Genomic DNA, 13559 nt, shown 5'->3' on the forward strand with positions numbered 1-13559 from the left:
GCCCTGGACGACGGCAGCGACAGGGGGAAGGAGGTCGGCACTTGCGCCGAGGTGGTCGTGCTCGATCACGGGTAGATTTCATCGCAGGCGGGGTCGGCTGGTCATCGGACCCAGGTCGAGAGCGGGCGGGCGCAGGGATAGTCGGCTCGGGCCGGACGTAGACCCGGGGCCAGGGTGATGTGGACCTGGGTAGCCAACGCGGCCTGGGGCGGCGGGTCTGTTCGGAGAACAGCGGGTCTGTTCGGAGAGCGGCGGGTCCGGGCAGGGGCGCGAGGGCCGGGGCACAGGACGGGATGGCAGGGACGCAGGACGGCATGACCCGGCGTTCGTCGGCCGCCGCCCGCTCGGCCTGTCCGCCGGCCTCGCGGACGGCAACGCGACCGGCTGCGGGGCGGCCCGAGGGGGAAGCCTGGTCAGGGGGTGGGGGTCCAGGAACCGGCGAAGGCGGTTCTGTAGTGTTCGGCGGCGGCGGCCATGTCGTCGCTGAGCAGTTGGAAGAAGCGGCTCGCGGTCAGGAGTCGGGTGCTGGCCGGGGTGTTCGCGCCGAGCACGTCCGCACCTTGCCTGACGGTGGCGGCCCACAGCGCCATCGAACGGGTGCCCACCAGCCACGCTCGGTACCAGACGTCGTCGTCGATGAAGTACCGTTCGCGCCGGTTGTCACGCTCGCGCTTGACGAGTCCGAGCTGTTCCAGTGCGCCGACCGCCTTGGAGATCGACGCGGGGCTCACTCGCAGGCGTTCGATCAGGTCGGCCACGGTCAGGTTGCCGCTGTCGCTGGTGAGCAGGCACACCATCACCTTGGCCGCCATCGGTGGCCATCCTCCCGCCAGCAGGCCGGTGAGCTTCTGCTCGTACTCGCGTACCGCCTCCGGGTCGCGTCCCGCTTGGTCAGGTCGCGCGATGCCACCGGCGGCGGGTGGCGTCAGCGGCGGGGTGGGGCGGCGGCGGGCTCGCCAGGTGGTCGCCTGCTGTGCCCGGGCCGCGTGGTAGCCGTGCGGGCCGCCGTTGCGGGCGATCTCGCGGCCGATGGTCGATCTCGGTCGTCCGAGGCGGCGGGCGATCTCCGCGTAGGCGAGCCCTTCGGCCAGCCCGTCGGCGATTTTGCGGCGGTCCTCGTACGTCAGATGGCCTCCAGGCATGAGCCCCTCCCGATCGGTCCTGCCCGCCCGAGTATGCCGCCGTTCGAGGGTCATTGCGACACGCGGTGGGCGGATGTTGCATTCGGCGGCAGCGTCGTTGCGCCAATCGATCCGCTTTGACCTGCGAATACGTTGATTTCACGTTGCTGTCTACTCGAACGCGGACGTAGCTTTCCCGGTGCGTGAACGATGGCCGTTCCCGCAGAAAAGAACCGACATGACCCAGTCACACCTGCCGATCGAGCGTGCGGCAGAACGCCCCTTCGATCCTCCTGCGGAGCTCACGCGGCTTCGTCTTCCGGCTGCCGGGGGCGCCTATATGCGTCCCGTGGCGTGGGAGGCGTGATGGCATCGCATCGTGCGGGGGCCCGGGAGACGGCCGGCCGGGTCTGCCTGGTCACCGGCGCCTCGTCCGGCATCGGGCTGGCCACCTCGCTGGAGCTGCTGCGGGCCGGCCACATCGTGTACGGCGCCGCCCGCCGCGTGCCCAGGATGGCGCCGATCGTGGCGGCGGGAGGGTACGCCCTGCCGTTGGACGTCACCGAGGAGGACGATCTCCAGCGCGTCGTCGGCACCGTCCTGGACCGGCACGGGCGGATCGATGTGCTGGTCAACAACGCCGGATCCGTCGTCCACGGCGCGGCCGAGGACACGCCGGCGGCCATGGCGCGTGATCTGTTCGAGGTGAACGTGTTCGCTCCGGCGCGGCTGGCTCAGCTCGTTCTGCCGGGGATGCGGGTGCGCGGGTCGGGCACGATCGTCAACGTGTCGTCGATCGGCGGCGTGATCGCCCTGCCGCTCGGCGCCTGGTACTACGCCTCCAAGCACGCGCTCGAGGCCTTCTCGGACACGCTCCGCATGGAGGTGGAGCAGTTCGGCGTCGATGTGGTCGTCGTCCGGCCCGGCATCATCAGGACCGGCTTCGAAGCCGATGCCGCCCGGCAGCTGCGGGAGATCTCCGGGCACGGCCCCTACGGCCGGATGGCCGAGGCCATGGCACGCGCGGCCGAGACGCAGGGGGAAACGGAACCGGAGATGGATGCGGCGCCGGCGCCGGCGGACGCGCCGGCGCAGACGCAGAGGAACGCGGACGCGGAGGTGAGCGGCCCGGGATCGGTCCGGGCCTCAGAGAGGGCTTCTGAGCAGGGCCACCGCCAGGCGTCCGACCCGTACGTGGTGGCGGAGGTGATCCGGCGGGCCGTCGAGGCGGATCGGCCGGAGACCCGTTACGTCGTCGGCTGGCAGGCCGAAGCGCTCCTGACCCTTCACAAATCCCTCACGGACCGCGATTTCGACGCCCGCGTCACCGCCCCGCTGCTCTGAGCCGGCCCCTCCCCATCGGAGAACCACCCATGACCCCTGCCATCGCCATCTCAGGACTCGTCAAGACGTTCGGCCCCGCCCGCGCGCTCGACGGCCTCGACCTCACCGTGAACACCGGCGAAGTGCACGGCTTCCTCGGCCCCAACGGCGCCGGAAAATCCACCACCATCCGGGTCCTGCTGGGCCTGATGCGCGCCACCTCCGGCACCGTCCGGCTGCTGGGCGGCGATCCCTGGGCCGAGGCGGTCGCGTTGCACCGGCGGCTGGCGTACGTACCCGGTGATGTCGAGCTGTGGCCGGGCCTCACCGGAGGTGAGGTCATCGACGTGCTCGGGCGTCTGCGCGGCGGGATCGACGAGCGGCGCAAGAACGAGCTGATCGAGCGGTTCGAGCTCGACCCGAAGAAGAAGGCGCGCACCTACTCCAAGGGCAACCGGCAGAAGGTCGCCCTCGTCTCCGCCCTGGCCGCGGACGTCGAGCTGCTCATCCTGGACGAGCCGACGAGCGGTCTCGACCCGCTGATGGAGGCGGTGTTCCAGCAGGTCGTCGCCGAGGTGAAGGCCGCCGGGCGCACCGTGCTGCTGTCCAGTCACATCCTGGCCCAGGTCGAGATGCTGGCCGACCGGATCACCATCGTCAGGGACGGCAAGGCGGTGGAGTCGGGGACGCTGGCGCAGTTGCGGCATCTGACGAGGACGACGATCGTGGCGCGGACCGCCTCCCCCGTCACCGGCCTCGACCGGCTGCCCGGCGTGCACCAGGCGCGGGCCGAGGCCGGGAGCGTCAGCTTCAGCGTGGACGCCGAGCACCTGGACGCGGCCGTCAGGCATCTCACCACGTTCGGCATCACCTCGCTGGTCAGCCATCCGCCGACGCTGGAGGAGCTCATGCTGCGCCACTACGGGACCAGGCGGGCCGCGGCATGACCGCCACGTTCTCCCCGGCCCGTGCCCGATCGCTGCAGCGGGCCGGCGGCGGCTCGCTGGCCGGAACCGGGGCCATGGTCCGGCTGGCGCTGCGCCGCGACCGGCTCAAGTTGCCGATCTGGGTGCTGGTCATCGTGGCCCTCGTCCCGCGCTTCTACTACGCGGCCACGTCCGCGGTCGTCCCGACGCCGCAGGCGCTGGCCGACGCCACGCGGCTGATCCGGGTCTCGTTCATGCGGGTGCTGGCCGGGCCCTTCTTCGGCGCCGAGGCCGTCACGTCGCAGAAGTACTTCCTGGCCGCGTACTGGGTGGAGTTCCTGCTGGCCGCGGCGCTGATGAACATCATGCTCATCACCCGCCACACCCGGGCGGAGGAGCAGAGCGGCCGGGCCGAGCTGGTCAGGGCGGCGGTCGTGGGCCGGCACGCCCAGCTCACGGCGGCGCTGGTCGTGGCAGGGGCGGGCAACGCCGTGCTCGCGCTGCTCGCCGCGGGCGGGGCCGCCGGCATCGGGTTCGCGGTCGGTGGCGCGCTGCTGTTCGGCGCCTCCCTCGCCGCCGCCGGGATGGTGTTCGCCGCGGTCACGGCGGTCACCGCGCAACTCACCGAGCATCCGAGGGGAGCCACCGGGCTCGCCGGGGCGGTGCTGTTCGTGGCGTGGCTGCTGCGCGGTGCGGGGTCGTTGCAGGCGGAGCAGGGCGGGCCGCTGTTCTGGCTGTCGCCGATCGGCTGGTCGCAGCAGACCCGGGTGCTGGCCGGGGATCGGTGGTGGCCGCTCGGCCTGTCGGTGCTGCTCGCCGCGCTGCTGGTGGCGGGCGCGTACGCGCTGGCGAGCCGGAGGGATCTCGGCGCCGCCCTGGTGGCCGCGCGTCCCGGCCGGGCCGGCGCTCCCGGCTGGCTGCGCTCGCCGTTCGCGCTCGCCCTGAGATTGCGGCGGGCGGCCGTCGTCTCGTGGGCGGCGGCGTTCCTCGCCGTGGGGCTCGTCCTGGGCGGCATGACCGGCGGGATGTCGGTCACCGACCTGCCGATCTTCGCCGGGGCGGACTTCGGGCGGGCGTGGCTAGGCCTGATGGTGTTCACCGGGTCCCTTTACACGGGCGTGCACGCGGTGCTGTCGGTGCTGCGGCTGCGTGCTGAGGAGGTGCGCGGGCTCGCCGGCCCTCTGCTGGCCGGGCCGACGAGCAGGGTGGCGTGGCTCGGGTCCTCTCTGCTGGTGTCGGCGCTCGCCGTGGTGGCACTGCTCATGGTGTACGGGGTGGGGCTCGGCGTCGGCGCTGCCCTGTCGACCGGGGACGGAGGGCTCGTGGCCGAGGTCGTCTGGGCGAGCCTGCGCCGCGTTCCGGAGGTGCTGGTCCTGCTCACCGTGCCCGCCGCCCTGCTCGGGCCGGCTCCACGTGCGGCCGGCGGGGTGGCTTGGGGCGTGCTCGTCTTCAGCGGATTCGTCTCGGTTCTGGGGACGTACCTGCGGGTTCCGGGGTGGCTGGTGAACGCGTCGGTGCTGTCCCACCTGCCGTGGCATCCGCTGGGGGCGGCGGCGCCGGTGGCCACGGTGGTGCTGCTCGGGCTCGCCGCGACGCTGACAGCCCTCGGCCTGTACGGTGTGCGCCGCCGCGACCTCAGCACGGGCTGACTCCTCGCGACCTCGCCACGGGGTCAGCCTCTGCGCGGTTCTCGCTCGCTGGTGCGGCCGGGGGCATAATCGGGCCATGCGGGTCGGCATAGCGCATCATTTCGGCTGGGCCGTGGCCGTCACCGCGTCCGACGGTCACCGGGTCGTCGATCGCAGGCGGATCGAGCTGGTCGAGCCGGGGGTGCCGGCGGCGCCCGTTCACCATGACGGCAAGCCCCTCGACGACGACGCGTTCTCGGCTCTGGTGGCGCGGGTGCGGGCGTCGGCGCTCCGGGCGACGGCCGCCTCGCTGGACGAGCTCGCCGCCGCGCTGCCGGGGCCGATCGTGTCGGTGTCGCTGCGTGCCTGGCCGGACGACTTTCCCGACGACCTCGCCGTCCTGCGGCGGGCGCCGTACGAGGCCAGGGCGGACTCGGTCATGTACCGCCAGGTCCTGGCCGAGGTCGCCCGGGCGCGTGGCTGGCTCGTGCACCTCTACGACGCCAAGGACGTGGAGTCCCAGGCGGCCCGCGTCTTGGCCGGGCGGGCCGACGAGGTCCTGCACGGCCCCAAGGCGGCCCTCGGACCGCCTTGGACGAAGGATCACCGGATGGCGCTCGCGGCGACGATCATGGCGGCGGTCCCCCGTGCTGCCCCGGGTGCCGGGCAGCCGGTGACGACGCGTCCGTGAAGGTGAGGTTCCGCAGCCGTCGCCCCGTCGAACAGCGCTCCAGGCCGGACGCGCGGGTCCGGCAAAGCGGTCCCGTGCCGAGTTGCGGCCGGGTCGGCGGTTACCGCGGTGGGCGTACGGCCGGGAGGGCTGCCTCGACGGTGTCGAAGATGGGTAGATGGGCGTACAGCCCGGTGATCCGCAGCCACTGCCGCACCAGCGGGGCGGGCTGGGTGAAGGCCATCCGCACGCCCGCCTGGCGCAGGCGTTCGCTGGTCGAGAGCAGGCTGGAGATGCCGGCCGAGTCGAGGAACGTCAGCGCCGACAGATCCACCAGGACGGGTACGCCCGAATCGCCCGCCACATGCCCGTCGAGCCACGTCTGCCAGTCCGCGACGGTCTCCCACACGAGCTCTCCGGCCGGTCTGACGACGAGCACGCCGTGTTCCTCGGCCACGGTCACGGCGATCGCGTTGCCGGGCATCCCGCCTCCCCATGGTGGCCGCGTCGGCTGGCGAGCAGACGTGAGCTGCGTCGCCGCCGGGGCCGGCACCGAACCCCAGCGCTCACCCACAGTACCCGTAAGGGACCGCCGCGTTCCCGTAAGCGACCGCCGCGTTCGATCGCACCACTCCCCCGCACCGGGCAACCGCACCAGGTAAGCGTGCGGGCTGAGCATTCGGGTCGGTTGTGCAGGTTGATCGTGTCGATCCACCGTGTCGATCCACCGTGTCGATCCACCGTGTCGATCCACCGTGTCGATCCACCGTGCGGATTGATCGTGCTGGTCGGTTGTGCCGGTCAGAGGCGGTAGACGCGGGTGGCGGTGGCGGTGAAGACGTCGTGGATCTCCTCGGCCGAGCGACCGGCGAGCGCGTCCTGCCAGGCGGACAGGAGGGTGCGCAGGTCGGTCCAGAGTTTCTCGATGGGCAGATTGCTGCCCCACATGCAGCGGCGGGAGCCGAAAAGGTCCAGGCACGTGGCCGTCACCCGTTCGATCAGCTCCCGGTCGACGCGGTGGACGAAGGTGCCCTGGCCGCTGAGCTTCACCACGACGTTGGGCTGTTCGGCCAGCAGTTTCATGCCGCGCGTCCACTCGGCGAAGGCGCCGGGGCCCACCGGCATGCCGGCGTGCACGAGCACGAACGTGATCTCGGGGAAGTCCGCGACGAGGTCGGCGGCGTCGGGCATCTGGGCGGGGAAGACCTGGAGTTCGAACAGCCAGCCGAGTTCGGCGAGCGTGGCGAGGTTGCGCCGGAAGGTGGCGTCCTTCATCCGGTCAGGGGCCTCGGCGAAGCGGAATTCGGGCCGTTCGTGCCAGTGGAGCTGCAGCCGGGTGCCGCGGACGAGCGGGGTGAGCGCGGCCTGGCGGCGCAGGACGTCGGGGGCGCCGGCGTCGAAGAGGTCGGCGCTGCCGACGACGGCGGTGGGCCAGCCGGTCTCGGCGTGGACGTCGCGCAGCCAGCGGACCTCGTCCACCGCGCGGTCGAGCGGCCAGTTGGTCTGGACGTAGACCGACGAGGTGATGCCGCAGGGCGCGGCTTCGGCGAGGTATTCGGCGATGGGATAGTCGCGGCGGATCGGCTCGTACGGGCCGAAGATGCGCGGGACCATTTCCCCTTGCAGCCAGGGCAGGTCGGCGGCGCGCCAGATGTGGTGGTGCGCGTCCACGATTCCGGCGCGGTGGTGGGACGGATCGGTCATCGGGCGGCTCCCATGGAGTGCGGGGTCGGCCCATGCGGGGCGGGCCGGTGCGGGTCGGGCCAGTGCCTGGCGGCGGTGTGGCGCGGGCCGGACAGGACGGCGGGCAGGCGCCGGACCTCCGCCAGCGCGGTGGCCAGGTCGCGTACGCCGCCGAGATGGTCCAGGCTCGGCAACTGGGCCGACATGGCGCGGGTGACGGGACGGTAGCCGGGCGAGCAGGCCAGCGGCGTCCACCAGACGAGCCGGTGACCGAGCCGCGACAGCCGGGCCGTGGCCCGGACCATGGGGGCGGGGTCGCCGCGTTCGAGCCCGTCGGACAGGACGATCACGAGCGCGCCGCGGGCGAGCGCCGCGTAACGCGGGTTGGCCAGGAAGCGGTGCAGTGCCGCGCCGATCGCCGTTCCGCCGTCGGCGTCGGTGACCAGCCGCGAGACCGACATCAGCGCGTGGTCGGCGTACGGGTGCGACAGCGCGGTGGTGATCCTGGTGAGCCGGGTGCCGAAGGTGAACACCTCGGTACGGGCCGGCGCGGCACGCAGCGCGGTGTGCGCCACGCGCAGCAGGTCGGGTGTGTGCTGCCGAAGCGAGCCCGAGACGTCGACCAGGAGCAGCAGGCGGCGGGGGCGGGGCGGGCGGGCGAGGTGGCGCAGCTCGGCGATCTCGCCGTGGTGGCGGCGGGCGCGCCGCCAGGCGTGCCGGACGTCCAGCCGGTCGCCGGTCCTGGCCGGGCGGCGGCGTCTGGACGGGGTGGCGGGCAGGGCGGCGGGCCAGACGGCTTCGAGTGCGCGCATGAGGGCGTGCTCGCGTTCGCCGGTTCGGCCGAGGTCCCGCGTGCCGTAGGTGCTCAGGGTGCTGGCCCGCGTGCCGTCGCCGGGGCGCAGCTCGTGGGGAGGCGGATCGTCGTGGCCCGGCGCGCCGGGGGACGGCGTGCGCTCGTCGTCGCGCGCGAGCGGCGGGTCGTCGAGGAGGCCGTGCCGGAACCAGGCGTCGAAGACACGGTCGAAGGCGGGCAGGTCGGCGACGTCCTGGAGGAGAGTGACGCGGGCGTACCAGTACAAAGCGGTCGGGTCGGGCGGCGGTGTCTCGGCGATCACGCGCAGCAGGTCGGCCCGCTTGGCCGGCGCCGCCGGCAGCCCGGCCGCACGCAGCCCCATGAGGAACCCCCACAGGTGGTCGGCGGCCGGCCCAGCCGGACCCGCCGCCACCAGGCCGTCATTCCCGGGGACCTCATCCGCCGCCGGTCGGTCCCCGTGCGCGGCCGGGTCAGGCATCGGTGAACAGCTCCTCGGCGTGGTCCAGGAGGAGCCGGGTGTCCTCCTCGTCCTTGATCAGCAGTCCGAGGGCGCGGCGGAGCGCCACGGGCCACGGGCTTCCGTCCTCCGCCAGCGCCACCGCCCCGCGCGCCCACTCCACCGACTCGGCGATGCCGGGCCGTTTGAGCAGCGGCAGCCGCCGTACCCGCTGCACCGCCCCGACGAGCCCCTCGGCCGCCCGTTCCTCCAGCCCGGGCACCGACGCGCGCAGGATGGCCCGCTCCCGGTCCGGCTCGGGGAAGGCGATCCAGTGGTAGAGGCAGCGCCGCTTGAGCGCGTCGTGCAGCTCGCGGGTGCGGTTGGAGGTCAGCACCACGATCGGCGGCGTGCCCGCCCTTACGGTGCCCAGCTCGGGGATCGTGATCTGGAAGTCGCCCAGGAATTCGAGCAGGAACGCCTCGAACTCGCTGTCGGCCCGGTCGATCTCGTCGATGAGCAGCACCGCGCCCCGCTCCGCCCGTACGGCGCGCAGCAGCGGCCGGCGCAGCAGGAACTCCTCGCGATACAGCTCGCCGACGTCCTGGCCCCGGCTCTCGGCCACGCGGACCTGGAGGAGCTGCTTGGGGTAGTCCCATTCGTACAGGGCCTGGCCGGAGTCCAGCCCTTCGAAGCACTGCAGGCGGATCAGCTCTAGCCCGGTGACCCGCGACAGCACCGAGGCCACCTCGGTCTTGCCGACGCCGGGCTCGCCCTCCAGCAGCAGCGGCCGGCCCAGCCGCAGCGCCAGGTGGACGGCCGTGCACAGCCCTTCGTCCGCGAAGTACCCCTCGCCCTCCAGCGCGGCGGCCAGCTCGCCGGGGCTGAGGGTCACAGCTGCGCGTGCTCGGTGGTCAGCAGGTGCACGCGCTGGGAGGTGTGCGCGGCCGCGTCGGCCGCCGCGGCCTTGCCGTGCTCGGAGCCGAACGCGGCGGCGCGGGCGTCCTCGTCGTCGAAGTAGAGCTCGTTCACCGAGTCGTACGCGCCGTCCTCGCCGTTGCTCACGCTGACCGTGTACTTGCGCAGGCCGGGCAGCTTCCTGGCGAACGCGACGTGCTCCTCCACCACCCACGTGGCGAACTCCTCGTGGGACAGGTGCTCGGCCCGCTTGAGCAGGGAGATGACCTTCAGCATGTTTCCTCCGTCTTCAGGGCGTCCAGCCCTCGCAGGACGCGTTCGGGGGTGAACGGCATCGACGTCAGGCGTACGCCGCAGGCGTCGAAGATCGCGTTGGCGATGGCCGGGATGGGGGCGTTCGCCGTCATCTCGCCGATCCCCTTCGCCCCGTACGGGCCGTTGGCGGACGGGCGTTCCAGCAGCAGGCTGTGCTGGACGGGGAGGTCGGCGGGCCCCGGCATCAGATATCCGGCGAAGTCGCGCGGCCCGTGGTCGCGGGCCGGGTAGTACGGCTCGGTGGTCTCGAACAGGGCGTGCGACAGCCCCATCCACGCCCCGCCCTCCACCTGCTGGGTCGCCATGGCGGGGTTGAGCGCCCGGCCGATCTCGTAGGCGTTGAACAGCTCCAGCACCTCGACCACCCCGGTCTCGTCGTCGACCTCGACGACGGCGACCGTGCACGCGTGCGCCTGGCAGGAGTCGGGGTCCATCTCCCCCGTCTCGGGCACCGGGACGCTGGGCTCCTTGAGGTAGATGCCGCGCCCGGAGATCGTCCGCCCGTGCTTGAAGTGCGCGGCCAGCGCCAGGTCGGTGATGTGCACGCGTTTGTCCTGGGCGCCCTTGACCGCGATGTAGCCGGTGCCGTCGGTCTCCAGGTCGGCGGCGTCGACCTCCAGTTCCTCGGCGGCGACCTCCAGCATCACGCCGCGCGCCTCGGCGGCGGCCATGATGACGGCGTTGCCGACGCGGTGGGTGCCGCGGCTGGCGAACGTGCCCATGCAGTGCGGGCCGGTGTCGGTGTCGGCGGTGTCGACCAGGATGTTCTCCATCGGCAGGCCGAGCGTCTCCGCGGCGCACTGGGCGGCGATCGTCTTGATGCCCTGCCCGAGGTCGACGGAGGACAGCGAGATCACGAACGTGCCGGTGGTGGTGGCGTGGACCAGGGCCTGCGAGGGGTCTCCGCCCAGGTTCATGCCGGTCGGGTAGTTGACCGACGCGTACCCCCGGCCGCGCAGCTTCGCCATCACAGCCCCTCTCGTGTCGTGGACGACATCCGGCGGTAGGTCTCGGGCAGCTCGTGCCCGGACATCTCCGCCGCCTTCTGGATCACCTCGACCAGGGCCGTTCCCTCGGCGACCTTGCGGTGGGCCTTGACGTCGCCGTCGCGGTAGGCGTTGATGAGCCGGAGCTGGAGCGGGTCCATGCCGAGGGCGCGAGCGACCTGGTCCATCTGCGACTCCAGCGCGAAGTCGGCGATGGTGACGCCGAAGCCGCGCATGGCGCTGGACGGGGTGCGGTTGGTGAACACGCAGTGGCAGTCGGCCCACACGTTCGGGATCGCGTAGGGGCCCGGCAGGTGCGCGGCGGCCTTGGTGACGCCGTAGGGGCTGTGGCGCGCGTACGCGCCGGCGTCCACGTACAGGGTGATCTTACGAGCGATGATCTTGCCGTCGTTCATGACGGCGTCCTTGATGTAGAGGCGTTCCGCGGCGCGCGGCGAGGAGACCTGCATCTCCTCGGCGCGGTCGTAGACGAACTTGACCGGGCGGTCGATCGCCATCGCGGCCACGCATGCGATCGGCTCGACCACCACGTCCACTTTGCCGCCGAAGCCGCCGCCGACCGTCCCGCCGACGATGCGCAGCTTGTTGAACGGTGTCTCCAGGATCAGCGCGGTGTTGTCCAGGGTGAAGAAGCACGCCTGGGTGTCGGAGTGGATCCGCAGCCGGCCGTCGGCCTGCGGGATCACCACGCAGCCTGTGGTCTCGACGGGCGCCTGCTCGATCGGCGCCGACTGGTAGCGCCACTCGAGGACGTGGTCGGCGCGGGCGAAGGCGGCCTCGACGTCGCCGAAGCGGATGCGCCGGCAGTGGTGGCCCTCGTAGATGAAGTGGTTCTGGCCGTGGTACTCGTTGACCAGTGGCGCGCCTTCCCGCAGCGCCTCCTCGACGTCGAAGACGGGCGGCAGGTCCTCGTAGGTGACCTGGATCCGGGCGGCGCCCTCCAGCGCGGCGGCCTCGGTCTCGGCGACCACGGCGCAGATGGGCTCGCCGAGGTAGCGCACCTTGTCCACGGCCAGGATCGGCTCGTCGTCGGGCCCGACGCCGATCAGCTTGAGCGGGGTGAAGAGGTTGTTCGGCACGTCGGCGTGGGTGAGGATCCGCAGCACGCCGGGCACGGCCAGGGCCTGGCTCAGGTCCACGCCGGCGATCCTGGCGTGGTGGCGGGCCGAGCGGTGCATCTTCAGGTGGGCGAGCCGGGGCGGGGCCACGTCCTCGAAGAACTCGGTCCTGCCGGTGACGTGCCCGCGGGCGTCGGAGCGCTGGACCACCGAGCCGATCACGGTCAGGTCGCCGCCGTCCCGTTCGGCGGCGAAGGTGGTGGTGTCGATGGGGGCGAGCCGGTACGTCATCGCGTCACCGCCCCCTCCCCGCGTCGGCGGGCCGCCTCCAGGACGGCCTGCACGATGGGCCGGTAGCCGGTGCAGCGGCAGACGTTGCCCGAGATCGCCTCGATCACGTCCTCCTCGCTCGGGTCGGGGTTTCGGTCGAGCAGCGCCTCGGCGACCATGATCATGCCGGAGGTGCAGAAGCCGCACTGGGTGGCGAAACACTCCACGAAGGCGCTCTGCACCTCGTCCAGGTCGCCGCCGGTGGCGACGCCCTCCAGTGTGCGGACGGAGGCGCCGGCCACGGTCTCGACGGCGACCAGGCAGGACGCCTGCGGCCGGCCGTCGACCAGGACCGTGCAGCTGCCGCAGGCGCCCTGGGCGCAGCCGCGTTTGGCGGCGGTGAGGCCCAGCGACTCCCGCAGGCAGGCGAGGAGGGTGGCTCCCGGCGCGGCGATGAACTCATGGTGCTCGCCGTTGACGACGAGCGAGACGATCTGTGACGGCACGGTCCCACCTCTTCTGATGCGGGCGCTTACAGGGGTGACCTCAGGCGTTATGAGGCGCTTCGGGGAAGAATGTGCGGCGGAAGTGCACGGGCAGGACGCGGGTCCGGTACCACGCGCTGGCGTAGGCGTCGTCGAAGGGGTCGATGTCGGCGCGGGCGGCCAGGCCCGCCTCGTTGACGCTCTCCTCGGTCAGGGGACGACCGCGCAGGACGCGTTCGGCGGACAGCGCCCGTACGGGACGAGGGGCCACGCCGCCCAGCGCGATCCTGCAGTCCGAGGCCCCCTCCAAGGTGACGGCGGCGACGGTGACGATGGAGGCGGAGTTCAGCCGGCGGCGCATGGCCTTGTGGTAGTGCCAGGCGCCCGGCGGGGGCGGCGTGAACCGTACCGCGACGACGAGCTCGCCGGGAGCGAGCCCGGCGGCCAGCACGTCCGCGACCGGTGCGTCCCGCCGACCGGCGGGGCCGGCGATCTCGCAGGCGGCGTCGAGGGCGAGCAGGCAGACGGCCAGGTCCCCGTACGGCTGCGCGACGAACAGGTTCCCGCCCACGGTGGCCTGGTTGCGCAGGGTCGGGGAGGCGATCGTGCGCAGCGCCGGGCGCAGGAAGGCGAGAGCGGGATGCTCGGCGACGGCGGTGAGCGTGGCCGCCGCCCCGATCACGGCCACGCCGTCGCTCACCTCGATGCCGTCCAGGCCCGCGCGGCGCAGGCTGATCAGCTCGGTCACGCCCGCGGATCCGCTGTTGACCAGCGGCATCACGACCGTTCCCCCGCCCATGACCAGGCCGCCCGCGGCCGAGCGGGTCACCACGGCTTCGACGGACTCGGGCACGTGCACCGCCTCGATCAGCATGTGCGGCCTCCCTGCTCGGGGTTTCCGGCGC

The 13559-nt window shown here is 72.6% G+C and carries 14 protein-coding genes; 4 read left to right on the forward strand and 10 right to left on the reverse strand.

The genetic code is table 11. From position 1 onward, the window contains the following. Nucleotides 1-413: 413 nt before the first annotated feature. Nucleotides 414-1142: a helix-turn-helix domain-containing protein gene (locus AB0C27_RS47265; RefSeq protein WP_357859738.1), complete on the reverse strand. Its 729-nt coding sequence runs from the start codon at nucleotides 1140-1142 to the stop codon at nucleotides 414-416. A gap of 345 nt (nucleotides 1143-1487) precedes the next feature. Between AB0C27_RS47265 and AB0C27_RS47270 the strand changes: the two genes are divergently transcribed. From AB0C27_RS47270 to AB0C27_RS47285, 4 genes are all read left to right on the forward strand, one after another. Then, nucleotides 1488-2465, forward strand: coding sequence for an SDR family NAD(P)-dependent oxidoreductase (locus AB0C27_RS47270; RefSeq protein ID WP_357859741.1), 978 nt, complete (start codon nucleotides 1488-1490; stop codon nucleotides 2463-2465). A gap of 29 nt (nucleotides 2466-2494) precedes the next feature. Continuing rightward, nucleotides 2495-3391: an ABC transporter ATP-binding protein gene (locus AB0C27_RS47275; RefSeq protein ID WP_357859744.1), complete on the forward strand. Its 897-nt coding sequence runs from the start codon at nucleotides 2495-2497 to the stop codon at nucleotides 3389-3391. Beyond that, nucleotides 3388-5019 (forward strand): hypothetical protein, encoded by a 1632-nt coding sequence (locus tag AB0C27_RS47280; RefSeq protein WP_357859747.1) that lies wholly within the window; start codon nucleotides 3388-3390, stop codon nucleotides 5017-5019. The genes AB0C27_RS47275 and AB0C27_RS47280 overlap by 4 nt, the downstream gene beginning before the upstream one ends. A gap of 76 nt (nucleotides 5020-5095) precedes the next feature. Next, entirely contained in the window at nucleotides 5096-5689 is a 594-nt protein-coding gene (locus AB0C27_RS47285) for a hypothetical protein (RefSeq protein ID WP_357859752.1), read from the forward strand. A gap of 100 nt (nucleotides 5690-5789) precedes the next feature. On the opposite strand, the gene AB0C27_RS47290 is transcribed toward AB0C27_RS47285, so the two are convergent. The 9 genes from AB0C27_RS47290 to AB0C27_RS47330 form a co-directional block, all read right to left on the reverse strand. After that, nucleotides 5790-6152 carry an STAS domain-containing protein gene (locus tag AB0C27_RS47290; protein ID WP_357859755.1) on the reverse strand — a complete coding sequence of 121 codons (363 nt, stop codon included), beginning with the start codon at nucleotides 6150-6152 and terminating at the stop codon, nucleotides 5790-5792. 317 nt (nucleotides 6153-6469) lie between these two features. Continuing rightward, nucleotides 6470-7372 (reverse strand): amidohydrolase family protein, encoded by a 903-nt coding sequence (locus AB0C27_RS47295; protein ID WP_357859758.1) that lies wholly within the window; start codon nucleotides 7370-7372, stop codon nucleotides 6470-6472. Beyond that, the gene (locus AB0C27_RS47300) at nucleotides 7369-8643 is read right to left on the reverse strand and encodes a VWA domain-containing protein (RefSeq protein WP_357859762.1); all 1275 of its coding nucleotides are present in this window, start codon (nucleotides 8641-8643) and stop codon (nucleotides 7369-7371) included. The genes AB0C27_RS47295 and AB0C27_RS47300 overlap by 4 nt, the downstream gene beginning before the upstream one ends. Further along, a complete protein-coding gene (locus AB0C27_RS47305) occupies nucleotides 8636-9496 on the reverse strand; it encodes a MoxR family ATPase (RefSeq protein ID WP_357859765.1) in 861 nt (286 codons plus the stop codon). Before AB0C27_RS47305 ends, AB0C27_RS47300 begins: the two co-directional genes overlap by 8 nt. Next, nucleotides 9493-9795 carry an EthD family reductase gene (locus tag AB0C27_RS47310; RefSeq protein ID WP_346101866.1) on the reverse strand — a complete coding sequence of 101 codons (303 nt, stop codon included), beginning with the start codon at nucleotides 9793-9795 and terminating at the stop codon, nucleotides 9493-9495. The genes AB0C27_RS47305 and AB0C27_RS47310 overlap by 4 nt, the downstream gene beginning before the upstream one ends. Next, complete coding sequence (locus tag AB0C27_RS47315) at nucleotides 9789-10802, reverse strand: molybdopterin cofactor-binding domain-containing protein (RefSeq protein ID WP_106239398.1); 1014 nt, start codon at nucleotides 10800-10802, stop codon at nucleotides 9789-9791. Before AB0C27_RS47315 ends, AB0C27_RS47310 begins: the two co-directional genes overlap by 7 nt. Further along, nucleotides 10802-12190, reverse strand: coding sequence for a molybdopterin cofactor-binding domain-containing protein (locus AB0C27_RS47320; protein ID WP_357859769.1), 1389 nt, complete (start codon nucleotides 12188-12190; stop codon nucleotides 10802-10804). The genes AB0C27_RS47315 and AB0C27_RS47320 overlap by 1 nt, the downstream gene beginning before the upstream one ends. Then, the gene (locus tag AB0C27_RS47325) at nucleotides 12187-12675 is read right to left on the reverse strand and encodes a (2Fe-2S)-binding protein (protein ID WP_357859773.1); all 489 of its coding nucleotides are present in this window, start codon (nucleotides 12673-12675) and stop codon (nucleotides 12187-12189) included. The genes AB0C27_RS47320 and AB0C27_RS47325 overlap by 4 nt, the downstream gene beginning before the upstream one ends. A gap of 40 nt (nucleotides 12676-12715) precedes the next feature. Continuing rightward, on the reverse strand, nucleotides 12716-13528 hold the full coding sequence (locus AB0C27_RS47330) for an FAD binding domain-containing protein (RefSeq protein ID WP_357859775.1): 813 nt from the start codon (nucleotides 13526-13528) through the stop codon (nucleotides 12716-12718). Between the last annotated feature and the right edge of the window lie 31 nt (nucleotides 13529-13559).

The sequence above is a fragment of the Nonomuraea sp. NPDC048882 genome, assembly GCF_040649755.1.
Taxonomy (GTDB): Bacteria; Actinomycetota; Actinomycetes; order Streptosporangiales; family Streptosporangiaceae; genus Nonomuraea; species Nonomuraea maheshkhaliensis.